Below are 24530 nucleotides of genomic sequence, written 5' to 3' on the forward strand. Positions count from 1 at the left end.
AGCCGCCGGGTCATGGGGGCCCGCGACGGGCTCAGTTCCAGAGCGGGTACGTCACCACGCGCCCGAACTGCTCCGGCCTGTCCCCGAGGTAGGTGAGCGTGATCCGGCTGTAGTGCTGCACCCGCGGGTTCTTCTTCCACGGCTGCGGCCGGTCCAGCTTCACGACGACGGCGTACGGGTGGAAGGCGCCCGCCGCGCAGTACGGATCGCAGTCGTTGACGACGTTGACCCCGGTGGCCCGCGCCGAGTTCGATCCCCAGCTGTCCCAGTGCAGCGAGACCAGACGGCTGTTGCCGTCGCCGCACGCGAGGATGAAGTCGCCGGGCCGCACCTTGGCGTGCCAGAGGCAGTCGACCAGGACGGGCGGCTTGGCCTGCCGCACCGCGGCCGTGCGCGCCGCGCTCGGCGACGAGGCCGGCACCGCCGAGGCCGAGCCGACGGCCGCCGTGAGCCCCAGCGCCGCACAGAGCATGACCGCTGTTCTCGTCGTGTGTCGCATGTCCGCTCCCGCCCGACCGAACCGGGAGCCGCCTGTGTCCGCGCCCGGATGAAGTTCTCTACCGACGCTACGACGGCGAGCGGAAGGGGACCACTCGAACGGCCCAGCCCCGCGAGGCGCGGCGACGGCCGGGGCGGTCGCGCTAGGAGGCGTCCACCCGCGCCACGTGGCTTCCGTCCGACCCACCCGCCCCACCGGCGCCGTCCTCGGCCGCGCCGTCCCGTACGATCACGACGATCTCGTCCGTGCGGCTCCAGACCCGTCTGCCGGACTTGGCGGGATTGAGCCGGACCCCGTGGCCGTCGGGCGCGCCGACGCTGTCGTGACAGCGGTACCCGATCGCGCACTCGCCACGGTCGCGCGCCGCCGCCACGACCGTGGCGAACGAGGCCGGACGGTCAGGAAGCACATAGTGAGGTGCTGGACGCAGCCGCAGCGCGCTGCCGCCGGCGGCGAACAGCTCCTCGAACACCCCGGCCAGGTGCCCGTTCTGCGAGACCTGTGCCATCAGCAGCCCCGTCAGCTGTCCCCCGACGACCGCCTCGGAGCCCGGTCCGAGCGGGGCCAGCGCCCGGTTGCGTTCGTCGGTGAGTTCCGCGATCACCGGCACGGTGTGCCCCCTCTCCTGGGCCAGCGACCGCAGGATCAGCAGGACGACCAGCGTGCGGTGGTCCGGCCGGTCGGCGTCGGCTCCGGTGTCCGGGCCGAGCACGATGATCCGGTCGTAGGAGCCCGGGTCGAGACCGCGCAGGGACGAGGGGTCGGTCGGATCGGCGGTTCCACGGGTCACGGTGAGCCCGTCGACGGGCGGGTGATCCCTGCGCGGTTCCGGCAGGGGGAGCGGTGACGCCGGCGTCGGGGGCGCCTGCTCCGTCGCGTCGGTGACGACGTGCAGGACCGAGCCCGGCCGAGCACAGCGGCTCAGCTGATCGACCAGATGCGGCGCCCGGCGGTTCCAGCCCAGCAGCAGGAAACGCGACGGTCCGAGCGGGCCGGCACCGTGCTCGGCGAGGGCCGACGGCTCCACGAGCTCCCGGCAGTCCTCCCATCGCGCGCTGTCCTCGGCCGGTGCCACGACCACGAGGCGGTCTCCCGGCGCGACGACGGTCTCCGGCGGCGGGTTGAGCAGGGGAGTGCCGTCGGCCCGCACCAGCCCGGCCACGGCGGCCGTCGCGCAGTCGAGCACGACATCACCGAAACGACGTCCCCCGAGCTCGGAAGCGGCGGCGAGGTAGAACTCGTCGCCCGCGAAGTCGAGGAGCTCCCGCAGCACGGGCGTCAGGCCCGGGTGGAGCGCGGAGTGCGCGATCAGCCCGGCCGCCGTGCGGTCGGACTCCAGCACGATGCCCCGCGGACCCGCGGCGAGCCGGGCCGCGGTCCGGTACCGCTCGTCCCGTACGCAGGCGACGACGGGCGGGCCCGCGTGCCCGCCGAGGACGGCGCGCAGGGCCAGCAGGGTCCGGACCGTCTCGGCGTCTCCGGCGGCCTCCGCTCCGGGCAGGACCAGCACCGCGTGCGCCGAACCCGGACTGACCAGTCCGAGCGCTTCGGGATCGGCCGTGGAGCCGCTGCGGCAGATCAGTCTGGTGGTGCCGGTGGGGCCGAGCACGGTCGCCAGCGCCTCCTCCATCTCCGTCTTGTCCCGGTCGGCGAGCACCACGACGGCGCTCCAGCGCTGATCACGTTGATCGGCGCGTGCCGCGACCAGCTCGCCGACCACCGTGAACACCTGCTCCGACCAGCCGAGCACCACCGAGTGGCCCGTCTCCACCACCGTGGAGCGGCCTCGGCGCAGTTCGGTGAGGCGGTCGGTGAGGCCGGTGGTGATCACGCCGATCAGGGTCGACACGTACAGCAGGGCCATCAGGCCCAGCAGCACGGACAGCAGCATCCGCAGCGGGGCGCCGGTCACCGCGCCCAGCCGCAGGGTCTCGGCGCTCACCCGCCACACCGCGGTCAGCCGGCCCGACAGCGACCGGGGCGAGGACGGATCCGTCCACACCAGCAGCGCACTCGCCGGGACGACGATGCCCAGGCAGGTCACGGCCAGCCATCCGACCAGCCTGCCGGTGCTACGGGCCAGCGTGTTGTCGAACCGGTAGCGCATCCGCTCCCGTAACGAGACCGGCCCTCGCCGCTGCCCTTCCACCGCGCCCCCCGCCTCCCGCCGACTCCCGTCGCCACCTGAACTCGCAGCGTGCTGCCCGCAGTGCCGCGACACGCCGTGCGGGTCCTCGTATTCACCCTTTCGGGAACGGTGGTCGCTCCGGCGGCTGAAAACGTGCGCCGAGCAGGGCGGATCCCCAGCAGGACATGGTCATTTCCAGCCGTTGTTTTGGCATTCCCATGACAAACCTGTGCACGCAGTGCCACGCTGCTGCCGAAGTTCACCGTTCCTTCACACCCGCATCATGCGGGGCATCCCAACCCACCCCCCACCTCCTTCCACCCGCCAGCCGTGCAGCGCTCCGGACCGGCCCCATCCCGTCGGTCCGCCCCACCTCGGCCCCCCATCACGGGCCGACCGTCGCACAGAAGGAGAACCCGTTGCCCCGGCGACACCACCCCATCCTCCGGCGCAGACGCGCCACCGCCCTCGCGCTGACGACCATCGGGACCCTGCTCGCCCTGGGAGCCCCCGCCGGTACCGCCGGCGCCGCGCCCGCCGACCCCGGTCCCGGTCCCGCCAAGATCACCGCCACACCCCGCGCCGGTGCGGCGGCGACCACCCTGTCCCCGGCCCGCCGCGCCTCGCTGATCAAGAGCGCGCAGAGCGCGGCCGGCGCCACGGCCCAGCGGCTCGCCCTGGGCGCGCAGGAGAAGCTCGTCGTCAGGGACGTCGTCCAGGACGCCGACGGCGCCACGCACACCCGTTACGAGCGCACCTACGCCGGGCTGCCCGTCCTCGGCGGTGACCTGGTCGTCCACCTCGAGAGCGGCCGGACCACCGTGTCCAGGGCGAGCGGAGCCACGCTCACGCTGCCGTCCCTCAGCCCGAAGCTGTCCGCGGCGAAGGCCGGCGGCAAGGCCCTCACGGCCGCTAAGAGCGCCGACGTCACCGGCGCCGCGACCGGTCGCGCGTCCCGTCTCGTCGTCTGGGCCGGCGCAGCCAAGCCCGTCCTGGCCTGGGAGACGGTCGTCGAGGGCGTCCAGCGGGACGGCACGCCCAGCGAACTCCAGGTGGTCACCGACGCGACCACGGGCAAACAGATCCTCGCCGCCGAGAAGGTGCACACCGGCACCGGCACCGGCCAGTACGTCGGCACGGTTCCCGTAGGGAGCACCCTGTCGGGATCGACGTACCAGCTCACCGACGGCGACCGCGCCGGGCACAAGACGTACGACCTGAACCAGGGCACCTCCGGCACCGGCACCCTCTTCACGGACGACAACGATGTCTGGGGCACCGGCCTGCCGTCCAACCGCCAGACCGCCGGTGTCGACGTGGCCTTCGGCGCCGCCGCCACCTGGGACTACTACAAGGACGTGTACGGCCGCAACGGCATCCGCAACGACGGCGTCGCCGCCTACAGCCGGGCGCACTACGGCAGCAGCTACGTCAACGCCTTCTGGCAGGACAGCTGCTTCTGCATGACCTACGGCGACGGCTCGGGCAACACCCACCCGCTGACGTCGCTCGACGTGGCCGCCCACGAGATGAGCCACGGCGTCACCGCCGCCACCGCCAACCTGACCTACTCCGGCGAGTCCGGCGGTCTCAACGAGGCGACCTCCGACATCTTCGCCGCGGCCGTCGAGTTCCACTCGAACCTCGCCGCCGACCCCGGCGACTACCTCGTCGGCGAGAAGATCGACATCAACGGCAACGGCACCCCGCTGCGTTACATGGACAAGCCCTCCAAGGACGGTTCCTCCCGCGACAGCTGGACCTCCACCCTGGGCAGCGTCGACGTCCACTACTCCTCGGGCCCCGCGAACCACTTCTTCTACCTGCTCTCCGAGGGCAGCGGGGCCAAGACCGTCAACGGCGTCGCCTACGACAGCCCGACCTACGACGGTCAGGCCGTCACGGGCATCGGCATCGACAACGCCGCCGCCATCTGGTACCGCGCGCTGACGACGTACATGACCTCGTCGACCAACTACGCGGGCGCCCGCACCGCCACCCTCCAGGCGTCGGCCGACCTGTTCGGCGCGTACAGCCCCACCTACCTCGCCGTCGCCGACGCCTGGGCCGCCATCAACGTCGGCAGCCGCATAGCCCTCGGTGTCAACGTCGCCCCGATCGCCGACCAGACCAGCGGCGTCGGCCAGGCGGTCAGCCTTCAGGTGGACGCCTACACCACCAACACCGGTGCGGGCCTGACCTATGAGGCCACCGGCCTGCCCGACGGACTGACCCTCAGCGCGAGCGGCCTGATCTCCGGGACGCCGACCACGCTCGGCACCGGCGACGTCGCCGTCACGGTCACCGACAGCACGGGCGCGTCCGTCACGGACACCTTCACCTGGCGGATCGCGTACATCTACGCCACGGCCACCCGCGTCGACATCCCCGACAACGGTGCCGCCGTGGAGTCCCCGATCACCATCGCGGGCCGCGACGGCAACGCCTCGGCCACCACCTCGGTCTACGTCAACATCGTCCACACCTACCGCGGTGACCTGACCGTCGACCTCGTCGGCCCCGACGGCACCGTCTACTCGCTCCTCAACCGCACCGGCGGCTCCGCCGACAACGTCGACCAGACCTTCACCGTCGACGCCTCGGCCCAGCCCCTCACCGGCACCTGGAAACTGCGGGTCCAGGACCGCGCGTCCATCGACGTGGGGTACATCCAGCGCTGGCAGCTCACGCCCTGACCGCAGACCGACCGACACCGCCGCCCGGGTCTCCTCGGACCCGGGCGGCGGGACGGTGCGTGCGGGCCCGGGGGCTACGCCGGCCCGGCGCCCGCGACGCGGTGCCTGCGGTGGGGCCGTGGTCGGGCCGGAGAGGAGGGTGCGGAGCGGTCATGCGGTGCGGCAGAGCGCCGCGGGGTCGAGGGGTGCCGCCGCGCGGACGACGGGCGCGTGCAGGGGACGGGCGGCGCGGACGGCGACCGGGGCCTGCGAGCGGTTGCGTGCGAAGACGACGAGGCGCAGCACCGCGAACCGCGCGGCCCCGGCGAGTGCGGAGGCGGACAGGTAGACGACCTGTTCGAGCACCGCGCCGGGTGCCGCCGCCAGCCGCTGCAGGACGAGCATCGCCACGCAGGTCACCACATACGCGGCCGCCGCCGACCCGGCCGACTGCGCATGCTGGCGCAAGGTCGCGCGCCCGCCGGTACCGAAGGTGAAGCGGGCGTGCAGCTCGGTGGCGAGGAGTGTGGAGCCCACGGTGATCAGGGCGTTGGCCAGGATCCAGGGAATCCAGGAGGCCAGGGCCGCCACAGCGAAGCTGGAGGCGATCCCTACTCCGCCGCCGCAGAGTACGAAGCGGGTGAAGGCGCTGAGGGCGCCGGGTGCCGCCCGGCGCAGGTCCTGTGCTGTTTCCATGATCCGCCCCCCTGGGATCGCCCTTCGCGAAACGCGCGCGTCACCACCTGCCAGGCCCGGCTCGCTGTTTCCTGATATGGAAACGCTACGTTGCATTCACCAAGTGAGCAACGAGTTAAAGGCGAAAATCCTGTATATGGCCAGCTGGTAGGGGTGAAATCGTTGCAATGGCTTAAGTGTTAATGCAACAAACCTCTCTCCTTCGTTGCAATGAATGGGTAGTGAACGCTATGTCGGGGGCGTTCACGTCGCAGCCGCCGCGAAATCCGGTGGATCAGGCGTCGAGGGGCAGGCACAATCCCCGGGAACCGGGGCGAGGGGGAGCTTGGTTGGACGTGTTCGCGTGTGCCGGGTGCGGCACGGAGCTGACCGCGCCGGTGTCGCGGGTCGCCCTCCCCGTCCACACCCACCACGGAGGATGGGAGGAACTCCATCCTCCGCTGATGGAGTCCGCGACGTACGCCGTCGATCCCCGGCCCACCGGGCCGCCCTGGCGGCTGTGGGAAGAGGTGGGAGAGGACGCGGCCGCCCGGCAGGGCGTGTACGCGCCCGTGTACTCCGTCTCCTTCGGCGCGCGGAACAGGATCGTCATCGCCCCCGGCGACTCCCGGTCCATGACCCTGATCCCCGAGAAGTGCGAGGGCTACTGCCGGGGTGTGGACGGCCGGGCCGGCCCCAACCTGGCGTGCGAGGGGTGCGGGCGGGCCGTGGCGACCCGTATCGACGACTGCGGATCGTGGCAGACGGTGTGGCTCGAGCCCCCAGCGGTCGTACGGCGCCCCTCGGGGCTCCCGCCCGTTCCCCCTCCTGGCTGGGACGACCTGGAGCGCGCCGGCCATCGTGTCCCACCCGTCGAACCCGACGGGTCGTGGAGCCGCCGCTGGGAGGCGGCGGTCGGGGTCGCGCTGGCCCACCTGGTGGCGGTCACCGGGAACCGCCCTGCGACCCTCCCCGCGGGCCCCGTCGCCGCGTTGCTCGGCCACGCCGTCGGCCGGTACCTCCCCGCCGGACCCGATGCCCGTTCCGTGGAGCTGGCCGGTCCGGGGATCCGCATGCCCCGACCCCGTCCCGACGTCCTGCTCGTCCCCCGCCACCCGCTCACCGGCGCGCCCTGGCGCCCGCCCGGCGACGACGGGGCCGTGGTGCCGCTGGGCAGCGGGGTCTGGGCGTACCTGGCCCATCCGGGCGAGACCTCGCCGATGCCCGCGACCGGGGTGCTCCCGGAGGGTGTGCTGCGCGACGACTACCCCCTGCCGCCGGGTCCCTGGTGCCCGCTGACACCTCACCACCACGCCTTCGATCACACCCTGGTCGGGTTGCCCGCCGTACGTGCTCCCCGGTTGCGCGCATATCGCGACACATATCGCGACGCGTACCGCTAGAGCGCTTCGTCGAGGGCGCCCCGCTCCGGTCCGGCTGCCCCGCGTTGTCCGTCACGGCGTGTTGGTGAAGGAGCGGCGGTAGGCACGGGGCGGCACTCCCCGGCGGCGCACGAACTGTTCGCGCAGGACGGCCGCGCTTCCGTAGCCGACTCGGCGGGCGATCTCCTCGACCGGCAGGTCCGTGGTCTCCAGGAGCTCCTCGGCGCTGCTCAGCCGCAGGTTCCGCAGCCAGGCGTGGGGGGTGGTGCCGGTCGCGGCGGTGAAGCGGCGGGCGAAGGTGCGTCGGCTCATCACGGCACGCCGGGCCAGTTCCGCGACGGGAAGCGGCTGGTGGAGGTTCTCGCGGGCCCACGCGAGCACCTCGGCGAGCCGCTCGTCGTGGCCGTCCTCGGGGACGGGGGCGGTCAGGTACTGCGCCTGCCCGCCGTCGCGATGGGAGGGCAACACCATGTCCCGGGCGACGGCGTTGGCCATGGCGGCTCCGTACTCCCGCCTCAGCAGGTGCAGACAGAGATCGAAGCCCGCGGCGGCTCCCGCGCCGGTGATGACGCGCCCTTCGTCGACGTAGAGGGCGTCGGGTTCGACCGTGACGTTCGGGTGGCGGCGGGCGAGCAGTTGGGCGAACCGCCAGTGGGTGGTGGCCCGCCGGCCGTCGAGCAGTCCGGCGGCGGCGAGCGCGAAAGCGCCGACGCAGTGGGCCGCGACCAGTGAGCCTCGTCCGTGCGCGGCCGACAGCGCATCGAGCACGGCCGGCGCGGGCGGTGTGCGGAAGCCGGCCCACGGCAGGGCGATCACCAGATCGGCGGAGGCGAGCTTGTCCAGGCCGTGCGTGATGGTGAGCGGCACGCCGAGGTCGGTGGGAACCGGCCCGGGCCGGTCCGTGCACAGGGCGAAGTCGAAGCCCGGCAGCGTCTCCCCGTGCGGACCGAAGACCTCGGAGACGATGCCGACGGCGAGCATGCCGACTCCGGGAGGGGTGTACGCGGCGACGGTCATGAAACGAGGCACCCGTGCAGTGTGGCAGTAATCCTGCGATCACCGGCACCTGTGCCACTCGTGAACGACCGTCCCGCCCGGAAGGATTGAGGCCATGACAGACGCACCGCTCGGCCGCAGCGCCGTGTACACGATCCTGACCACCGGATACGTCGGCTCCACCGGCCCCGGAGTCGCCGCCACCGTCTCCTACATATCCGACGCCGGCCGGCATGTGATCTTCGACCCGGGCATGGTGGCGAGTCCCGACCGAATCCTCGCTCCGCTCGCGGAGTTGGGGCTCGGCCCCGACGACATCACCGACGTGGTGCTCAGCCATCACCACCCGGACAACACCATGAACGTGGGCCTGTTCGGACGGGCCCGGGTGCACGACCACAAGGTGGAGTACCTGGGCGACCAGTGGAGAAACCGGGACGCCGAGGGCTACGAACTCACCCCGTCGCTACGGCTGATCCGTACTCCGGGCCACAGCGCCGAGGACATCACCCTGCTGGCGGGAACGGAGTCGGGCGTGGTCGCCTTCGCCGGTGACCTGTGGTGGCACGCGGAGGGTCCGGCGGACGACCCGGTGGCCCCCGACCGTGAAGTCCTGCGGGCCTCCCGGCTCCGGGTGCTGACCGCCGCGGACCTGATCGTGCCCGGCCACGGCGGCCCGTTCAGGGCCGACGACAACACGCCACGCTAGCCGCACCGGTCCGGTGCGGGCGGCGGACCCTCCCGGAGATCGCGGCTGTCGCTCGTCGAGGGACCGGGCATCGGCCGGCCCCCCGACGACACGGGACCTGCGTGGTCGCCCTGGCGGAGCCGGGTGGGTTCCGCCAGGGCGGGCCGGACGGTCACGGCCTCGTGCGCGTCCCGCGCCACGCCGCCACGGTGCCCTCGGGCCGGCCCCGGCGCTCTCCGGTCCGACGGTCGGCGGTCGTTCCGGCCGTCGGTGGCGAAGCGGGAGGCGGCGGATCGCCGGGTGCGGTGGGCGGGTGGAGGGGGTGGATCACCGGGTGTAGGTGGTCCGGTGTTCCTTCAGGGAGCCGCAGTTGGAGCCGGTCACCTGGACGTAGGTGTTGGCGATGCCGCCGCCCCAGTCGACGCAGTGGCCCTTGCCGATGACGTAGGACGGCCCTGCGTACGAGGTGTAGGACCCGTAGTCGTCGTCGCCTTCGTTGGTGTCGGGGACGTAGATCCAGGCGGACATGTCCACGGCGGTGCCGGGGTTGTTGCGGATGGTGACGACGCAGTTGTTGCCGTTGGTGGAGTTGTAGGCGAGGTAGACGGTGCCCAGTGAGCCGACGGGCGCGGAGTTCACGGTCTTGTAGCCGGTTCCGCAGACCTTCTGCGGGGTGGTGTTGGGTGCGGCGGAGGCGGGTGCCGCCAGGGCGGTGGTGGCCCCCACCGACAGAGCGGCCAGTGCGGCGGCGCCCAGTATGGAGTGAGTGAAGCGCATATTTCCCCCTTGAGTGCTTAGGAGTTGGTTGCTCCTGTCTTATGTGACGGGTGGAACCTTCGGATGGTTGTGCCGGAGTTACCCGTGTTTTCAGACATAACTGGCGGCGCGGTTGGCCGAGTTGGGACGCAACCATGGGGGCGTGAGCGATGCGCGGCAGGCTCGTGCCCCAACCGAGGCCCGCTGCGGATGGAGTAGCGCTCAGCGCAGCCGACGCGCCCGCAGCACCAGGTCGTCGGTATGGTGCGCGCCGGCGCCGCCGTCGGGCGCCACCCGTGGCCGCTGCTCGTCCACCTCCACCTCCCAGTCGTCGTCGAGCAGAGCGGTCACCATCGAGGGCCAGACGTAGTCAGCCGGGTCGAAGCCGCCCTCGTGCGCCTGCTGGGTGTCCATCCCCGCGTGGTGTACGAGCAGCAGCACGCCGCCGGGCGCGACGGCCGCGAGCAGCGCTCGCTCGGCCGCGGCCTCGGGGGTGCGCAGCAGGGCCGGGTACTGCGCGGAGACGAGGTCGAAGGAGGCCGGCGGGAGGGCGGCTTCCGTCAGTGCGGCGTGTACCCAGCGGACGGTGAGGCTGGCGTCCCGTGCGTGCCCGGTGGCCCGCTCCAGCGCCACGCCCGAGACCTCGACCGCGGTCACGTCCCAGCCGGTACGCGCGAGCCAGACGGCGTCCGCGCCCTCGCCGCAGCCGACGTCGAGCACCCGCCCGGGGGTGAGCCCGGCGACCTCGGCCACGAGCGCACCGTTGGGCCGGCCGCTCCACAGCTGCCGCCGGTCGGCGTATCGGTTGTCCCACTCCGCCCGCACCGCGGGATCTCCGGCGTATCCGTCGGCGGACAAAGGGGCGTCGGAGGCGGGCGGTCCCGCTGAGATGTCGTCGGTCACGGGCCCACCGTCGCCCACCGGGTCCCGGTCACGCCACTGTTGTTGCCGGTCCGGCAAAACGGCGTCCGGTCCTTCAGCGGCGGGCGGGTCGCAGACGCTCGATGCGGTCCAGGTCGCCCGCGAGCAGGTCGCGGTGGCTGATGGTGAAGTCTCCGTTGGGCAGGGCCTGCCCGCGGCCGTAGTGCCGGCCCGCGACGGCGGTGGGGAGGAAGTCACGCAGGCTGTGGCGCATGTCCCCGGGGTACACGACGGGTGCGCCCCAGCCGGAGGGGGCTCGGTCGGTGGAGAACAGAACCCAGTGGTCGACCGGCACGGCGGCGTCGGGATCCGGCGCGGCGCCGGTGTGGCTGTCCAGGGCCGGCACGGTCAGCCGGTCGGGGTCGAGGGGCGAGTACCACAGCAGCAGGGGCTTGGCGCGTCGCGCGTCGGCGTTGCCGAAGCAGCACACGGCGATGGTGTGGTCGGGGAAGTGGTCCGCGTAGAAGCGCAGGAGGCCCGGGTCGAGGTCGGGGCGCCGGTGCGGCGGCACCTGCAATCGGGTCCCGCACCCAGCGCAGCGCGGCAGGGACCGCGGTGGGGTCGGCGGCCAGGAGCACCGTGTAGATGTCGTGCTCGAAGACCTGGACGGGCTGGGGTTCCGCGCCCATCCACGCGATGCCGTCGGTCGCCGCGGCCGCGGACTCGGCGGCGGCGACCATGCGGTGCAGGACGTCGCCGGTGCGTCCGGCCGAGAGGAACTGCCGGGGGGTGAGCTGTCCGGTGGGCAGGTGCAGCAGCATGGCGTTCGGGCCGTCCGTCAGGTTGACGGCGGTGTTCTGATAGCCCAGGACGTGGATGAGGCCGTGCACGGGGTGGTGCTGCCGTCCGCAGTACACGATCGTGCCGGAGAACACGGCCTCACCTGTCGAAATGCACATGACGGCAAGGTATCGCCCCTACCCGGCACATCTGACGGCCCTGTCCCATAACCTCGTGCGTGGGGACGTCGGACGCCCTGGATTCCCGGCCTGAGGAGGCGATGCTGGTGCCCGCTAGGGGAGTGCGTCTGCTCACCGGCGCCTTGATCGTGGCCTGCGTGCTGCTCGTGGGCCACAACGCACGCAGTGGTGCCCCCTCGGCCAGGTCGCTGCCCGTCGAAGCCGTCAGGGATGTCGTCCCGAACCGGGTCATGACGTGGAACATCTGCAACCCCTGCGAGGAAAGCAACGCCGACCGGGCGGCGGAGATCGCCACGTACGCACCCCAGGTCATCGGCCTGCAGGAGGCGTGCGTGCGGGACGTCGAGAGGATCCGGGACTATCTGGAGAGCCGCCACGGGCTCGTGTACCACGTCGAGTACGGCACGGTTCTTCGGAACTGGGGCCGTTGCGGGGGAGCGCTGTGGAGTCCGGGGGCCTACGGCCAGGCGATTCTCTCCGCGGCGCCGATGAGCGACCCGGTCACCGTGGAATATCCCGACGGCGGATCCGAGGACCGTGGGTACATGGCGGTCACCACCACTGTGGGCGGCCGGCAGTTGCGGGTCTTCAACACACACCTTGCCGAACGACGCCAGGAGGCGGTCCGAGCAGGTCAGACCGACGTGCTCGCCGCTGCCGTGGCCCGGCACAGGCGCGCGGTCGTTCTCGGCGACTTCAACGCCGTGCCGGACGCCCCCGAACTGGCCGGGATGTGGGAACTGGCCACGGATGCGGACCCCCGGTGCCGTCCCTCGCTCAACGGCGACTGCAAGACGACCACCGACTGGCAGAGCAAGTTCGACTACATCTTCCTGCGGGGTGTCGTCTCGCTCAAGCACGGTGTGCATCCGACCCCGCACTCGGACCACGATCTGGTGCAGGCCGACCTGGACACCACGTAAGTGGGCATGGCGGCCCGCTCGCTGGGTGCTCCCGTGAGCCGGCGCCCCCAAAAACACCTGCCCCCAGAACCCCCGTGCCTCCAGAACCACCGTGCCTTCAGAACCCCCGTGCCCCGAGAACCACCGTGGCAGGGACCGCCGTTGCGCGACACCGGTGAATTCGCCGTTGGCCGCCCGGTGCGGCAGGACGAGACTGCGTCGCCCTGACCATTCGACACGGAATTCACGGAGGCAACCGTGAGCATGTCCGTCCGGTTACCCCGGCGGTGGGCCACCGCCACCGCCCTCGGAGCGGTGCTCGTCACCACGCTCCTCGGCACGTCTGCCGCCCAGGCCGGTCCCGTCCAAGGCGATCCCGTCCAAGCCGGTCCTGCCCGGGCCGAGGCCGCGAACCCCACCGTCACCGTCCCGCCGGCCGGCAGCCGCGGCTTCCCCTTCCTGGCGGCGGCGGAGGACCTCGGCTCGTTCGGCTACACCGAGAGCGAGTACTTCATCGCGGGCACGGCCACCTCGTACTCCAAGTCGGGGCTGTGGGGCTCCGACGGCCGCTGGAACGTACGCGCGTCCGGCCGGGCCGCCTACAAGAGCCGCCTTCTCGTCCGCCGGCCCGTCGACGCGGCGAGGTTCAACGGCACCGTCGTCGTGGAGTGGCTCAACGTCAGCGGGCAGCTCGAACTCTCCCCGGACTACTGGTTCGAGCGGGACGAGCTGCTGCGCGAGGGATACGCCTGGGTCGGTGTCTCGGCCCAGGCGGTCGGCGTCAACGGCGGTCTCGGTGAGATCAAGGGGCTGAAGGGCTGGGATCCGGCCCGGTACGGCAGCCTGGTCCACCCCGGTGACGCCTTCGCCTACGACATCTTCAGCCAGGCGGGGCAGGCACTGCGCACCCCCGACGGGCCCGATCCGCTCGGCGGCCTCACGATCAAAACGCTGCTCGGCGACGGCGAATCGCAGTCGGCCGGTCTCATGACGACGTACGCCAACGCCGTCCAGCCCGTCTCCGGCGTCTACGACGGCTTCATGGTGCACAGCAACAGCGCCCTCGCCGCGCCCATCAGCGGCGACCTGGGCGACATCCTGCTGATGCCGTACCCGTCGCGGTTCCGTACCGACCTGTCCGTACCGACGTTCGTCGTGCTGACGGAGACCGATGTGCCGGGGGCGTCCGCGGCACGGCAGCCCGACACCGACCGCCTCGTCCGCTGGGAGGTGGCCGGCACCGCCCATGGCGATCAATGGGCCTACGACCTCGGCGGGCCGACCGTGACCAGGTCCGCGGGTACCGCCGCACCGCAGCCCGACTGCGCCGCCGGATCGGCCCCGTACAACGACGGCCCCGGCCACTACGCGATGAACGCGGCGCTGCACCACCTGACCCGCTGGGCGCAGGGCGGCCCCCGGCCCGCGAGCGGGCCACAGCTCAACGCCGACCTGCGCGACCCCGCCACCGGCCTGGCCGTCGGTGGCATCCGGCTCCCCGACGTGGCGGTGCCCACCCGGACGCTCACCGGAGCCCGGGACACCGGCGGCAGCGGAGTCTTCTGCGGTCTCTACGGCGCCAGGGACCCGTGGAACGGCGACACCGACCCGTGGGACCGGCATGACGCGGCCGACCCGTCCGACCCGGCGTTCCCGCCCCGCGCAGAACCGGTGCTCAGCCGGCTGTACCCGACGCACGAGGACTATGTGAGCAAGGTGCGGGCGGCCGCGCAGGCCTCCGCGACCGCCGGATACCTCCTGCCGCAGGACGCGACCACGGTCGTCACCGCCGCCGAGCAGTCGGACATCGGCGGCTGACACCCGGTCAACTGCCCTCTGCCGCGGCTATCTCCTCGTCGACCGCCGCGGCAGGACATGACGCGGCGCCGAGCCGATCGGGCCCTCGCCACCTCCTCCCGGAGGCTGCCGCGCGGGCCTCGGTTCGGCGCTGCCGACGAGGGCGGGACGACATGACCGGGTGACCTCGCCGGGCGTCCGGCCGTACGGGTTCTTGATCATCGCCCGGGCGTGCGGGCCGAGGGGCAGGGGTAGGAGAAGCTCCGAGGGTGGAGGAGCACTGATGAGTGAACGCGAGGACCGCGAGTGGTCGGCGATGACGCCGGCGGACTTCGACCGGGACGTCCCGCTGCGTCTGAACGTGGGGACGGGACCCACCCCTGTGCCGGCCGAACCCGACGAGTACGGCACAGTTCCCCTCTTCGGCAAGGAACCGCCCGCCCGGCAACCGCTCCGGCGCACAGCGGGCCGGACCGGCCCCATGGAGCAGGACGAACTGTTCTGACCCGGTCCGGACGGCGGGCACGAACGGTGCGGCACCCGCCGAAGTTGGCCGGGAAGGGACTGCGTGCGGACGCGGGGAGGGCCGTCGAGGCGCGCCTGTGCCCTCGCACAGCCCCGCCGTGGCCCCGCTGTGCCACCGCCTCCTGCCTGCCCCGTCCGCTGTACGCGACCCCGGCCGGCTGATGGCATGACCGCCATGTCTCCCGCATCCCCTCCACCGCCAGGCCCGTACGCACCGAACGGCCCGCACGGCCTGTACACACCGAACGGCCTGGACAGCCCGCACGACCGGTACGGGCCGAACGGCGGCCCCTGCGCGCTGAACGGCCTGTACGCGCCGAAAGCCCCGACCGCCGGGACGACTTCGTACCCGGCGCCGAGGCCGGAGGGCCGGGCATGAGCAACGGTGACGGACACTCGTTCGCCGTCGTGGTCTTCCTCGTCTTCGTCGCGGTGTCCCTGCTGATGTGCGGGCTGGCGGCGGCCGACCTGGACGACCCCGAGCACTTCTACGCGGGTGGCAGCGCCGCGTTCGGCCCGGCCGGCAGCGGACTCGCCATCGCCGGCGACTACATCTCCGCGGCCACCCTGCTCAGCACGACGGGCTCGGTCGCCCTCGACGGCGCCGACGGCATGCTCTTCGCCTGCGCCACCGTCGTCTCGCTCTACCTGGTCTTGCGGATCCTGGCCGAACCCCTGCGCCACGGCGGCGTGTTCACTCTGGGGGACTTCTTCGCCGACCGGCTCGGCGACCTCTCCGTGCGCCGCGCGCTCGGCGTCGCCACCCTCGTCGTCCTCACCCCGCTGCTGCTGGTGCAGCTCTCCACCGCGGGCCACATCATGGTGGCCATGTTCGGCCTCCCGGGGGGCGCCCTCACCGGCTGCACCGTCGCCGCCGGGACGCTGATGGTCTGTTACTCCGCCTTCGGCGGGATGCGCGGCATCGGTTACGTACAGGTCCTCAAGGTCGGTGTCGTGCTGACCGCGATGCTGCTGGTGGCCGGGCTCGTCCTGGCCCGGTACGGATGGTCACCGGCGGGTCTCTTCGACGCCGCCCGGGACCGCTCCGAGGCGGGCGCCGACTACGCGTACCCCGGACTCCACTTCGGCCACTCCCTCGCCGGCCGCCTCGACCTGATCAGCTTCGAGACCACCCTCCTGCTCGGCGCCGCGTGTCTCCCGCACCTCACCATGCGGCTGCACCCCCTGCGCGACGCCCGTACCGCTCGCCGTGCCGTCGGCTGGGCGGTGGGCCCCGTCACGGTGGTGTGCGCCGCGGTGGTGGTGGCCGGACTCGGCGCCTGCGCGCTGATCGGCCGGGATCTGCTGCGGGCCGCCGACCCCGGGGGAGCGACCGCGCTGCTCATGCTCACGGGCGCGCTCGACCCGGTCGCCGGGGGAGTCCGGCACAGCATGCTGTTCGCCACCGTCGCCTGCGCCGTCTTCGTGACCACGCTCGCGGCCGTCGCCGGTATCACCCTGGCGGCCGCCTCCAGTCTCGTCCGCGACTTCGGCGGCCGGCCCGTCCACGGAACCGCGCGCCGCTCGCCCGGCGGCGAGATCCGCCGGGCCCGGATCGGCATCGTCCTGGTCGGGGCGGCCGCCGTCCTGCTGGCCGTGATCGTCGAGGACCGCGGCCGACTGACACTGATCTCGCTGTCGTTCACCGTCGCCGCCTCGGTGCTCGCCCCGGTCCTGCTGTACGCGCTCTTCCTGCCCGGCCACACCGCCACCGGGGCGCGCTGGACCGTCTACGGGACCCTGCCGCTGATCGCGCTGCTCATGGCGGGATCCCCCGCCGTCTCGGGCACGCCCATCGCGCTCTTCCCCGACCACGACTTCCACTGGTTCCCGCTCCAGACCCCGGGGCTGATCACCATCCCCGTGGGCTTCCTGCTCGGTCTCATCGGCCGCGACCGCCCCGAGGCCTCGGGGGAACCCTGGCACCACGGGACGGGCACCCTGCGTCGGGACGCACGCAGTCCCGATGCCGCGGGACGCTCCTGAGCGGGTCTCCGTACGACGCGGAGCGCCTGGTGGAGGAGAAGCGGGAAAACCGCTCGTGTGACGAGATGGGTTTGGGGGCGTTCGGGTGGTTCGTCTCCGGTGCCGCAACCGTCGACCGGGCAGGCCGCCTCCTGGACACCAAGTGAACGCCGAATGCTGGAGGTTGTATGCAGGAGTGGCAGTACTCACCGACCGCCGTGACGGTGCCCGAGCTGATCCTGGACCCCTACCGCTGCGGATTCGACGCGCAGACGACTCTGAGCGGGGCGGACTCCGCAGAGCAGTGGGGGGACGAGGACTGGCGTGTGCCGCCGCAGGCGCGGCCGGTCGAGGAGGAGGCACCGTGGCCTGCTCCCGACCCGGGTCGGCGACTGCCCCTGGTGATGGCCCCGGCCGACCGGCGCCGCCTGGAACTGCACGCGGCACTCACCCGGGCGGGAGTCGCGCCCGTGCCGGGCGACCTGCATGCCGTGGAAGCGCTGAGCGCCCTCGACGACACCGTCAACGAGGCCGTCCGGCGCTGGATCGCCGCCCACTGAGCCAGTGAGCCTTGCCGTGGTGCGGGCGTGCGAGAGGGGGCGACCGGCCCCGGGCGCCGCGGGCGTCGTCGACGCCGACCATGACGCCGACCACGACGCCTGACAGCACCAGCGGCCCAGAAGGCCCGTCAACTCGTGCCGACGAGGCGGGGGGGGGAAGGCCGGGGCCCAGGGTGGGGGTCCAGGGGGTCCAGGGGGGGCAGGGGGGGGAGCCCGGGAGATCCAGGGGGGCAGGGAGGGGATCGCCTCGGGACAAATGGGTGTTGACCCCGATGGTGCCGACCCCCACCGGCGCGTGATCGTGGAGGAGGCCCGGAACACCGGGTGGCGTCGAGACGGGCCGATCGCGGCCGTCGGCGCGTCCGTCCGCCTGTCACCACCCGCGAAGGAGAACCGCCCATCCTCTCCCGTGCCGAGCGACGAGTCCGACTCCGCCTCCCCGGAAGGGAGGTGACGCATGGGACACGCTGACGCCCTGCTGGCCATGGGCGGCGCCTTCCTCGCCGCGGCCTTCCTCGCCCGTCTCGGCAACCGCATCGGGCTGCCGACCATCCCCCTGTTCACCCTCGCCGGCATGCTGCTCGGACCGCACACCCCGGGCTTCGTCCTGGTCGAGGACGCCCACGACTTCGAGATGCTGTCGGCACTCGGCCTGGTGCTGCTGCTGTTCTACCTCGGTCTGGAGTTCCACCTCGACGACCTGAAGACCGGCGGCAGACGCCTGGCCCTGGCCGGGGGAAGCTATCTGCTGCTGAACGTCGGCGCCGGACTCGGCTTCGGCCTCGCGCTGGGCTGGGGCACGCGGGAGGCGCTCGTCCTCGCGGGCGTCCTCGGGATATCCTCCTCCGCCATCGTCACCAAGATCCTCATCGACCTGGGGCGTCTCGGCCGTCCGGAGACCCGTCTGATCCTGGGCGTCATCGTGGTGGAGGACGTCTTCCTCGCCCTGTACCTCGCGGCGCTCCAGCCCGTCATCGGTGGCGCGCACGGCGCCGCCGAGGTGCTGCTCCAGGTGTCGAAGGCGTTCGGGTTCCTGCTGGTCCTGGCCGCCACCGCCCGCTGGGGCACGCGGCTCATCGGCCGGCTCATCCATGTCCGCGACGACGAACTCCTCGTCATCAGTTTTCTGGGTGCCGCCGTACTCGTCGCCGGAGTCTCCGAGCTTCTCGGCGTCGCGGACGCCATCGGGGCGTTCATGGTCGGTCTGATCCTCGCCCAGACCCCGTCGGCCGCCAGGATCCGCCGCCTGGTGCATCCCCTGCGGGACGCCTTCGCCGCGATCTTCTTCTTCGCGTTCGGACTGGCCATCGACCCCGGTGACTTCGCGGCCGTCCTCGCCCCGGTCGTCCTCGCGGCCGCCCTGACCCTGTGCATGAACGTGGCGGCGGGCCTGATCGTGGCCCGCCTCTACGGCTACGGTCCCGAACCCGCCGCGAACATCGCCGCCACGCTCCTGGCCCGCGGCGAGTTCGCGCTGATCCTCGCCGCCATGGCCGCGAGCGCGGGACTCGACGACCGGCTCGCCCCCTTCATCGCCGGGTACGTCCTCGTGCTGGCCGTGCTCGGTCCCGTGGCCGCGGGGCGCGCGCACCTCCTCGTACGCCTGGTGACCCGAGGCCGGGCTCGACCGCAGCACCACTGAGACCGGACGGGGGCGAGGGGTGTTCCCGGCGATCCCGCACGCCGAGGACGAGCCGATCCCGCACGCCGAGGACGAAAATGCCGGACGCGGGGCAGGTCGGCGCACGGCCCCGGTCACGGGCGCGGGCCGTCGTCGTGTCCCGAGCCGACCCGCCCGGACTCGCCTCGCGGTGTCAGCCCGCGACGTGGATGCCGGGGCGGCGGGCGGGGTCGGGCTGGTGCCGGCGGATGATCTCGCGGGTGACGGGGGCGGTGTCGCCGCGGCCGAGGAGGAAGTAGCGGAACATGTGGGTCAGGGGGCTGCCTTCGGCCCAGGCGAAGTAGCAGTGCGGCTGGACGCCGGTGGTGTCGTGCAGGGTGAGAAGGATCGCGGCGATGGCGTTCGGCGCGGCGGGGGCTTCGGCTCGCAGGATGCGATGTCCGTCGATCTCGACGCCGTGGACGGTGAGGGTTTCGCTGAAGTCGGAGGGGTCGACGACGTCGATCTCCAGGAACAGGATGTCGGCGAGGCCGGGCACGGGGTTGGTGGCCCGCTGCTCGCGTTCCTTGTCGGCGTACTCGGCGCCGTCTCCGGCCTGGCGGCGGTTGGTGATGATGTTGATGGCGTTGTCGTGGGCGAGGGTGTCGGCGATGAACCGGCGGGCGGCCTCGTCGAACACGATCTTGTCCGCGCGCAGTTCGGTGGTGCGTGAGATGCGGGAGATCAGCGAGATGGTGATGATGCCGACGATGAACATCGCGGAGATGGTGATGCCGTCGGGCTTGTCGATGATGTTGGCCCCCAGCGCGTAGAGCAGCACCGCGGTGAGCGCGGCGAATCCCACGGACAGGGCGCGTTGGCGGCGACGCAGTGCGGAGACGGTGACGGCGAAGGCACCGGAGACCATCATGGCGAGGATGCCGGTGGCGTAGGCCCCGGCCTGGGCGTCGATGTCGGCGTCGAAGGCGATGGTGATGATGACGCACAGGGCTGTGTAGACGAGTACGACGGGGCGTACCGCGCGGCCCCATTCGGGGGCCATGCCGTAGGCGGGAAGATAGCGCGGGACGATGTTGACCAGTCCGGCCATGGCGGAGGCGCCCGCGAACCAGAGGATCAGGATGGTGCTGATGTCGTAGGCGGTGCCGAAGGCTTCACCGACGTGTTCGTGGGCCAGCCAGGCCAGGGCCCGGCCGTTGGCCGCCCCGCCCGCCTCGAACTCCTTGTGCGGGATGAGGACGGTGGTCACGAGACTGGCGGCGAGCAGGTAGACACTCATGACGAGTGCGGCCGTCGTGAGCAGTCTGCGGGCGTTGCGGACGCGGGACTTCAGCCGCTGCTCGGTGCTCTCGCCCTCGGCGGTGATGAGCGGCATCATGCTCACCCCGGTCTCGAATCCGGACAGGCCCAGCACCAGCAGCGGGAAGGCCAGCAGCGCGGGCTCGGCCAGGTCGCCGAATCCGCGGCCTCGGGTGAGTGCGCCGGTCCAGGCCGAGAAGGCGTCCGGGCTGGTGAACACATCCACCAGGCCGACGCCGATGGTCACCGCGTTGAGCGCGAGGAAGACGGCGACCAGGGGGATGGCCACGCTCACCGCTTCGCTGAACCCGAGCAGGAAGACCCCGCCGAGGAGCACGAGGAGCGCCACGGTGATGACGACCTCATGTCCTTGCAGAGCATGCGGCGCGTAGGAGCTCTCCACCAGATGCACGGAGGCGTCGGCCGCGGACAGGGTGATCGTGATGATCCACGAGGTCACCACGAACCCGAGCAGGACCAGGACGAACAGTTTGCCCCGCCAGAACGGCAGCAGGTCTTCGAGCATCGCCACCGATCCGGCCCCGTGCGGACTCTCGCCGGCCACCCGCCGGTACATCGGCAGCATGCCCACCAGGGTGAGCAACACGAGCAGAAGAGTGGCCAGCGGTGAGACCGCACCGGCCGCGAGGGCGGCGATGGCCGGTACGTAGGCCAGGCTGGAGAAGTAGTCGACGCCGGTCAGGCACATCACCTTCCACCAGGCGTGGGACTCGCCGGAGCCCGCCTCCGCCGCGGGATTGACCGCCTGCACCCGGTGGCGCAGCAACCACCGCGCCAGAGCGCCGCCTTGACGCTCCGGTGCGGCGGAACCCTCCACCACGTCCACCGCGGCCAGCTCGTTCACGTCGGTCATATCCCCCCACACCCTTCGACCCGCTCGGCGGGCAGAGCTCCACAGTCCGCAACGATCACCGAGTATGCGGCCTCCAGGCGCCTTCCCCCTACCGGGACGGCAGCCTGCGGAAAGCGCGCATCCCCGCCCTTCTGCCCCGTCACTCGTGGGGTGTGCGTGCTGACCTCGGAGGAATTCGCCCGCGTGCGCCGACCGACGGCCGTCGGCCTACTCCTGCTCGTCGCGGTGGCGTCCGACCGCGGGAGTCGGCTCTGTCGTTGCCCGTCGTATGGCGCGGCGCTGGGCGGCCGTCGTGGCGCCCCAGATCCCGTCGTCCTCGCCGTGTTCGAGTGCCCAGTCGCGGCAGGCGACGAGTACGGCGCAGCGGCGGCATACCGCTCGGGCCAGCGAGGCTTCCGTGCCGGGGGCCGCGAGGTCCGAGAGCGGGAAGAAGATCTCGGGGTCTTCGCCGACGCACGCGGCCTGATCGCGCCAGTCGGTGGTTGCCGGGTGTTCGCAGCATGAGCCGGTCATGGTGCACCTCTCAGGGCTGCCCGAGGGCAGGGCGAGCGACGGCCGCGGCACACGCCTGTGCCGCGGCTCCGGCAGAGGTTCCGAGCATCTTAGGCTTATATGTCTGCTTTGTGGTAGGGGTCGGCGATGCGGGATCACACCGGCCGGTGTGATCGTCGAGTGTGGCGCCACCCGGCCGGCGGTGGCCGGCCAGGCTCCCACGGCGGGCACCGCGCGCGAGACGGGCGATGCGTCCGCCCGGCCCGTGGTGGCCGTGGCCGGCCGGCTGCGGGACATCACTGACACAGGGAACCGTGCCGCCGTCGAAATCGACATCTTTGATGTCGCGTTGGTGTCGCCGTGCTCGACCTCCGGTCGTTCACGCGCTCCCCGAGGGAGGCCGTCCATGGGTTCGGCGCTGCTGGCTGTCGTGGGAGGACTGCTCCTGCCCGTCGCCGTCCTCATGCTGATCGTCGGCAGACGGTGGCTCTGGGGCCCTGAGGCGCTGGAATGGCCCTGGCGCCTCCTCTACCTGTCGGTCCTCGCCGTGCTCTTCCTGGTGATCGGCCTGGCGCTGTGGACCGATTCCGGTTGTGGCGCCGACTGCGAACCGGTGGTGACGCCCGTGTTCCCCTGAGGCCCGGTGCTTTCGGCCCGCGAGACGTGACCTGCACGGTCTCGGCTCGTGGACGCAGGACGATTCGTGGACGGAGCACGAGAGGGGCTGCGGGGGTCGCGCGGGCGCAGGCGATCCCCGGCAGGGAAGGCGTCGGTGCCGCTCGGACTCCCGGCGGATTCCCCACGGATTCCCGCGCCCTCCCGCGCGGAACGGCCGGGCGGTTCCCGCTCGAAATGCCCCGTGTAATCCCTGGTGAAGAGGGTCACCGCGCCTGCTAGTGTTCGGCGTCCTGTCGCACACTCGTGCGCGCACACCACACCACTCGTCGCATCATTCCCGTGGGGGGAACCTGTCATGACCCAGTCAGCTCCGCCGCCTTCCGAGGGCAACCCGTTCGCCCAGCCGCCGGCCGCACCGGGCGCCCCGCAGCCCGCCGCACCGCAGCCCGCCGAGGGCAACCCCTATGCCCAGCAGCCCGGTGGCGCCCCGCCTTCCTCCGCCCCGTTCGCGCCCCCTGCCGCTCCGGCCCGCAACAACCTCGCCCTGGGCCTGGTCGTCGCCGTCGTCGTGGCCCTGGCCACCGCCGGTGTCTACGGCGGGATCGTCGGCGCGACCGAGTACGAGATCGGCTACGCCGCCGTCGGCGTCGGCTTCCTCATCGGCTTCGCGGCGGGCAAGATCGGTGGCACCAACCCGGTCCTGCCCGTGGTCAGTGCCCTGCTGTCGCTGGGCGCGGTCTACCTCGGCCAGCTCATCGGCATCGCGATGATCGGCGCCGACGAGCTCGACGTCTCCGCGACCTCGCTGTTCACCGAGCACTTCGACCTGCTGACCGAGGGCTGGAGCGAGACGGCCGACGCGATGACCTTCCTGTTCCTCGCCATCGGCGCGTTCGCCGCGTTCTCCGGCGCCAAGAAGGCCGCCGTCTCGTAACGCGCGTGTGGCGGGTCCGCGTGACACGCGACCCGCGCATGAGCCCGCGCAGCGCGTGACTCCCGAGGACGCGCCGGTGGTCCACCGACGGCACCGACCGGGCCGGCCCCTGGGCGCCGGACCGGCACGGGTGCCGCGGCCGGGCGGCGAGCGCGGATCACGCGCGCCGGGGGGCGGGGACGAGCCCGCCCGCCAGCTGGCCCAACGGTGTTCCGCACGCCCACAGTTGAAGACGGGGACCGTCGATCAGATACGTGTGGGGCTCGCGTGCGGCCCACACCTCGTCCCGGTGGGTGAACGTCCCCCGGTGCACGACGAGCCGCAGCGGGGGCCCGGCCTGCCCCCGACCCCGTAATCGCGCCCGGCAGGAACAGGCCGACTCCTCGTCGGGCAGCGGCTCGGCCACGGGACGGAACGCCACGTCGAGCAGTCGTCCGCGGCCGTCGCGGGCGGCGAGATGGTGGGTGTCGTGCCGAGGGGGCGGGAGCACCCGCCAGCCGTCCCGACGGAGCATCCGGGCCACGGCGAGCACCAGCTCCGGCATGTCCAGCTCGGCCAGCTCCCGGGCGCTGTAGTACCCGCCCCGGCGCCGGGCGGGCCGCCTGGACAGACGGCGCACCACGGCGGCGACCACCGCCGACGGCGCGAGCAGCAGCGCGCAGGCCGGACCGCCGAACTCGCGGTAGACCAGAGCGATTCCGCCGAGGGCGGCGCCCACGAGGACGACCGTGGCGGTGAGGGCGGGCAGCACCTCGCGCAGCCTTGGTCCGTAGCGGCCCGACGCGCGCAGTTCGCGCACGGTCCGCCGACGCCGGGCCCGCGCCGAATCGCCGCTCCGCTCCCGCTCCCGCCTGCGTGCCATCAGGGCCGGCCCCCCCACCCCATACACAACGATGCGTACGGGGTGGTTACCCGGCCGGGTCGGGGATCGCGCCCGGATGCCACTTTTCCGCCATGTCCTTGGCCGAAGAGTGCTCAACGGGCCGTTGTCAGTGGTGGGTGACAAGCTGCTGGTCATGGACGAGGTTGAGTTCTTGCGGGGCCGGGTCTACGGCGCCGACCACGACGACGCGGGACCCCGCCCGGACCGCGCCTACGCGCAACTCGTGGGCGGCCCGCTGGACGGCCTGCTGCTGGACGTCACGGACCGGACCCGGCACGAGCTGCGCGAGGTGGCGCTGATCACGGAGATAGGCCGTTACGGGCCCGGCGGCCGCGCCCTGTACGGGCGACGCACCGGCGACGACCGCCGTCTCGACTGGCTGGGCGACGCGCCGGGCGCCCCCTGACGAGCCCGCGTCCC

22 protein-coding genes are annotated in these 24530 nt (G+C 72.3%); 12 read left to right on the plus strand and 10 right to left on the minus strand.

The genetic code is table 11. The features are described 5' to 3' along the window. Positions 1-31 precede the first annotated feature (31 nt). Positions 32-499, minus strand: a complete 468-nt coding sequence (locus ASD48_RS27545) for a hypothetical protein (protein WP_057604438.1) — start codon at positions 497-499, stop codon at positions 32-34. A 142-nt stretch (positions 500-641) separates the two neighbouring features. Next, entirely contained in the window at positions 642-2606 is a 1965-nt protein-coding gene (locus tag ASD48_RS27550) for an NAD-binding lipoprotein (protein WP_057604439.1), read from the minus strand. Positions 2607-3046: 440 nt separating this feature from the next. Here ASD48_RS27550 and ASD48_RS27555 point away from each other — a divergent pair, with 440 nt between their 5' ends. Then, entirely contained in the window at positions 3047-5323 is a 2277-nt protein-coding gene (locus ASD48_RS27555; protein WP_057604440.1) for a M4 family metallopeptidase, read from the plus strand. A 150-nt stretch (positions 5324-5473) separates the two neighbouring features. Here ASD48_RS27555 and ASD48_RS27560 read toward each other — a convergent pair whose 3' ends face one another. Further along, positions 5474-5998 (minus strand): hypothetical protein, encoded by a 525-nt coding sequence (locus ASD48_RS27560; RefSeq protein ID WP_057604441.1) that lies wholly within the window; start codon positions 5996-5998, stop codon positions 5474-5476. Between the two features lie 329 nt (positions 5999-6327). On the opposite strand from ASD48_RS27560, the gene ASD48_RS27565 reads away from it, so the two are divergent. Then, positions 6328-7380 (plus strand): hypothetical protein, encoded by a 1053-nt coding sequence (locus tag ASD48_RS27565; protein ID WP_057604442.1) that lies wholly within the window; start codon positions 6328-6330, stop codon positions 7378-7380. 51 nt (positions 7381-7431) lie between these two features. Here ASD48_RS27565 and ASD48_RS27570 read toward each other — a convergent pair whose 3' ends face one another. After that, on the minus strand, positions 7432-8376 hold the full coding sequence (locus ASD48_RS27570; RefSeq protein WP_057604443.1) for a helix-turn-helix domain-containing protein: 945 nt from the start codon (positions 8374-8376) through the stop codon (positions 7432-7434). Between the two features lie 94 nt (positions 8377-8470). Between ASD48_RS27570 and ASD48_RS27575 the strand changes: the two genes are divergently transcribed. Next, entirely contained in the window at positions 8471-9064 is a 594-nt protein-coding gene (locus tag ASD48_RS27575) for an MBL fold metallo-hydrolase (RefSeq protein WP_057604444.1), read from the plus strand. A 306-nt stretch (positions 9065-9370) separates the two neighbouring features. Here the strand turns inward: ASD48_RS27575 and ASD48_RS27585 are convergent, their stop codons facing one another. The 3 genes from ASD48_RS27585 to ASD48_RS45610 all read right to left on the minus strand — a co-directional run bounded on the left by ASD48_RS27585 (position 9371) and on the right by ASD48_RS45610 (position 11237). Beyond that, entirely contained in the window at positions 9371-9820 is a 450-nt protein-coding gene (locus ASD48_RS27585) for a hypothetical protein (RefSeq protein ID WP_057604446.1), read from the minus strand. Positions 9821-10021: 201 nt separating this feature from the next. Next, positions 10022-10702, minus strand: a complete 681-nt coding sequence (locus ASD48_RS27590; protein ID WP_057605005.1) for a class I SAM-dependent methyltransferase — start codon at positions 10700-10702, stop codon at positions 10022-10024. A 73-nt stretch (positions 10703-10775) separates the two neighbouring features. Continuing rightward, positions 10776-11237 (minus strand): hypothetical protein, encoded by a 462-nt coding sequence (locus ASD48_RS45610; protein WP_242432749.1) that lies wholly within the window; start codon positions 11235-11237, stop codon positions 10776-10778. Positions 11238-11720: 483 nt separating this feature from the next. Between ASD48_RS45610 and ASD48_RS27600 the strand changes: the two genes are divergently transcribed. From ASD48_RS27600 to ASD48_RS27625, 6 genes are all read left to right on the plus strand, one after another. Further along, complete coding sequence (locus tag ASD48_RS27600; protein WP_057604447.1) at positions 11721-12563, plus strand: endonuclease/exonuclease/phosphatase family protein; 843 nt, start codon at positions 11721-11723, stop codon at positions 12561-12563. 243 nt (positions 12564-12806) lie between these two features. Then, a complete protein-coding gene (locus ASD48_RS27605) occupies positions 12807-14360 on the plus strand; it encodes an alpha/beta hydrolase domain-containing protein (protein ID WP_242432779.1) in 1554 nt (517 codons plus the stop codon). Positions 14361-14622: 262 nt separating this feature from the next. Beyond that, positions 14623-14844: a hypothetical protein gene (locus ASD48_RS27610; protein ID WP_057604449.1), complete on the plus strand. Its 222-nt coding sequence runs from the start codon at positions 14623-14625 to the stop codon at positions 14842-14844. Positions 14845-15239: 395 nt separating this feature from the next. Further along, positions 15240-16850, plus strand: coding sequence for a cation acetate symporter (locus ASD48_RS27615; protein WP_242432750.1), 1611 nt, complete (start codon positions 15240-15242; stop codon positions 16848-16850). Between the two features lie 167 nt (positions 16851-17017). After that, positions 17018-17389 carry a hypothetical protein gene (locus ASD48_RS43690; RefSeq protein ID WP_107104416.1) on the plus strand — a complete coding sequence of 124 codons (372 nt, stop codon included), beginning with the start codon at positions 17018-17020 and terminating at the stop codon, positions 17387-17389. 457 nt (positions 17390-17846) lie between these two features. After that, complete coding sequence (locus ASD48_RS27625; RefSeq protein ID WP_057604451.1) at positions 17847-19031, plus strand: cation:proton antiporter; 1185 nt, start codon at positions 17847-17849, stop codon at positions 19029-19031. Between the two features lie 172 nt (positions 19032-19203). Here the strand turns inward: ASD48_RS27625 and ASD48_RS27630 are convergent, their stop codons facing one another. Next, positions 19204-21183: an APC family permease gene (locus ASD48_RS27630; RefSeq protein WP_057604452.1), complete on the minus strand. Its 1980-nt coding sequence runs from the start codon at positions 21181-21183 to the stop codon at positions 19204-19206. Positions 21184-21390: 207 nt separating this feature from the next. Continuing rightward, the gene (locus ASD48_RS27635; protein WP_057604453.1) at positions 21391-21696 is read right to left on the minus strand and encodes a WhiB family transcriptional regulator; all 306 of its coding nucleotides are present in this window, start codon (positions 21694-21696) and stop codon (positions 21391-21393) included. 385 nt (positions 21697-22081) lie between these two features. Here ASD48_RS27635 and ASD48_RS27640 point away from each other — a divergent pair, with 385 nt between their 5' ends. Together ASD48_RS27640 and ASD48_RS27645 are read left to right on the plus strand one after the other, a co-directional pair. Beyond that, positions 22082-22312: a hypothetical protein gene (locus ASD48_RS27640; protein ID WP_057604454.1), complete on the plus strand. Its 231-nt coding sequence runs from the start codon at positions 22082-22084 to the stop codon at positions 22310-22312. Positions 22313-22648: 336 nt separating this feature from the next. Further along, positions 22649-23227: a hypothetical protein gene (locus ASD48_RS27645; protein ID WP_057604455.1), complete on the plus strand. Its 579-nt coding sequence runs from the start codon at positions 22649-22651 to the stop codon at positions 23225-23227. A 157-nt stretch (positions 23228-23384) separates the two neighbouring features. Here ASD48_RS27645 and ASD48_RS27650 read toward each other — a convergent pair whose 3' ends face one another. Continuing rightward, positions 23385-24089, minus strand: a complete 705-nt coding sequence (locus ASD48_RS27650) for a hypothetical protein (protein ID WP_063887509.1) — start codon at positions 24087-24089, stop codon at positions 23385-23387. Positions 24090-24243: 154 nt separating this feature from the next. Between ASD48_RS27650 and ASD48_RS27655 the strand changes: the two genes are divergently transcribed. Beyond that, positions 24244-24516: a hypothetical protein gene (locus tag ASD48_RS27655; protein ID WP_057605007.1), complete on the plus strand. Its 273-nt coding sequence runs from the start codon at positions 24244-24246 to the stop codon at positions 24514-24516. Positions 24517-24530 lie beyond the last annotated feature (14 nt).

The sequence above is a fragment of the Streptomyces sp. Root1310 genome (genome assembly GCF_001426425.1).
In the GTDB taxonomy this organism is placed as follows: Bacteria; Actinomycetota; Actinomycetes; order Streptomycetales; family Streptomycetaceae; genus Streptomyces.

What these genes read in the sequence shown, in the direction of transcription:
- ASD48_RS27545 (WP_057604438.1), bottom strand. Translation starts at nt 499, where the DNA reads ATGCGACACACGACGAGAACAGCGGTCATGCTCTGTGCGGCGCTGGGG.
- ASD48_RS27550 (WP_057604439.1), bottom strand. Translation starts at nt 2,606, where the DNA reads ATGCGCTACCGGTTCGACAACACGCTGGCCCGTAGCACCGGCAGGCTG.
- ASD48_RS27560 (WP_057604441.1), bottom strand. Translation starts at nt 5,998, where the DNA reads ATGGAAACAGCACAGGACCTGCGCCGGGCGGCACCCGGCGCCCTCAGC.
- ASD48_RS27570 (WP_057604443.1), bottom strand. Translation starts at nt 8,376, where the DNA reads ATGACCGTCGCCGCGTACACCCCTCCCGGAGTCGGCATGCTCGCCGTC.
- ASD48_RS27575 (WP_057604444.1), top strand. Translation starts at nt 8,471, where the DNA reads ATGACAGACGCACCGCTCGGCCGCAGCGCCGTGTACACGATCCTGACC.
- ASD48_RS27585 (WP_057604446.1), bottom strand. Translation starts at nt 9,820, where the DNA reads ATGCGCTTCACTCACTCCATACTGGGCGCCGCCGCACTGGCCGCTCTG.
- ASD48_RS27600 (WP_057604447.1), top strand. Translation starts at nt 11,721, where the DNA reads ATGCTGGTGCCCGCTAGGGGAGTGCGTCTGCTCACCGGCGCCTTGATC.
- ASD48_RS27605 (WP_242432779.1), top strand. Translation starts at nt 12,807, where the DNA reads ATGTCCGTCCGGTTACCCCGGCGGTGGGCCACCGCCACCGCCCTCGGA.
- ASD48_RS27610 (WP_057604449.1), top strand. Translation starts at nt 14,623, where the DNA reads ATGAGTGAACGCGAGGACCGCGAGTGGTCGGCGATGACGCCGGCGGAC.
- ASD48_RS27615 (WP_242432750.1), top strand. Translation starts at nt 15,240, where the DNA reads ATGAGCAACGGTGACGGACACTCGTTCGCCGTCGTGGTCTTCCTCGTC.
- ASD48_RS43690 (WP_107104416.1), top strand. Translation starts at nt 17,018, where the DNA reads ATGCAGGAGTGGCAGTACTCACCGACCGCCGTGACGGTGCCCGAGCTG.
- ASD48_RS27625 (WP_057604451.1), top strand. Translation starts at nt 17,847, where the DNA reads ATGGGACACGCTGACGCCCTGCTGGCCATGGGCGGCGCCTTCCTCGCC.
- ASD48_RS27630 (WP_057604452.1), bottom strand. Translation starts at nt 21,183, where the DNA reads ATGACCGACGTGAACGAGCTGGCCGCGGTGGACGTGGTGGAGGGTTCC.
- ASD48_RS27635 (WP_057604453.1), bottom strand. Translation starts at nt 21,696, where the DNA reads ATGACCGGCTCATGCTGCGAACACCCGGCAACCACCGACTGGCGCGAT.
- ASD48_RS27640 (WP_057604454.1), top strand. Translation starts at nt 22,082, where the DNA reads ATGGGTTCGGCGCTGCTGGCTGTCGTGGGAGGACTGCTCCTGCCCGTC.
- ASD48_RS27645 (WP_057604455.1), top strand. Translation starts at nt 22,649, where the DNA reads ATGACCCAGTCAGCTCCGCCGCCTTCCGAGGGCAACCCGTTCGCCCAG.
- ASD48_RS27650 (WP_063887509.1), bottom strand. Translation starts at nt 24,089, where the DNA reads ATGGCACGCAGGCGGGAGCGGGAGCGGAGCGGCGATTCGGCGCGGGCC.
- ASD48_RS27655 (WP_057605007.1), top strand. Translation starts at nt 24,244, where the DNA reads ATGGACGAGGTTGAGTTCTTGCGGGGCCGGGTCTACGGCGCCGACCAC.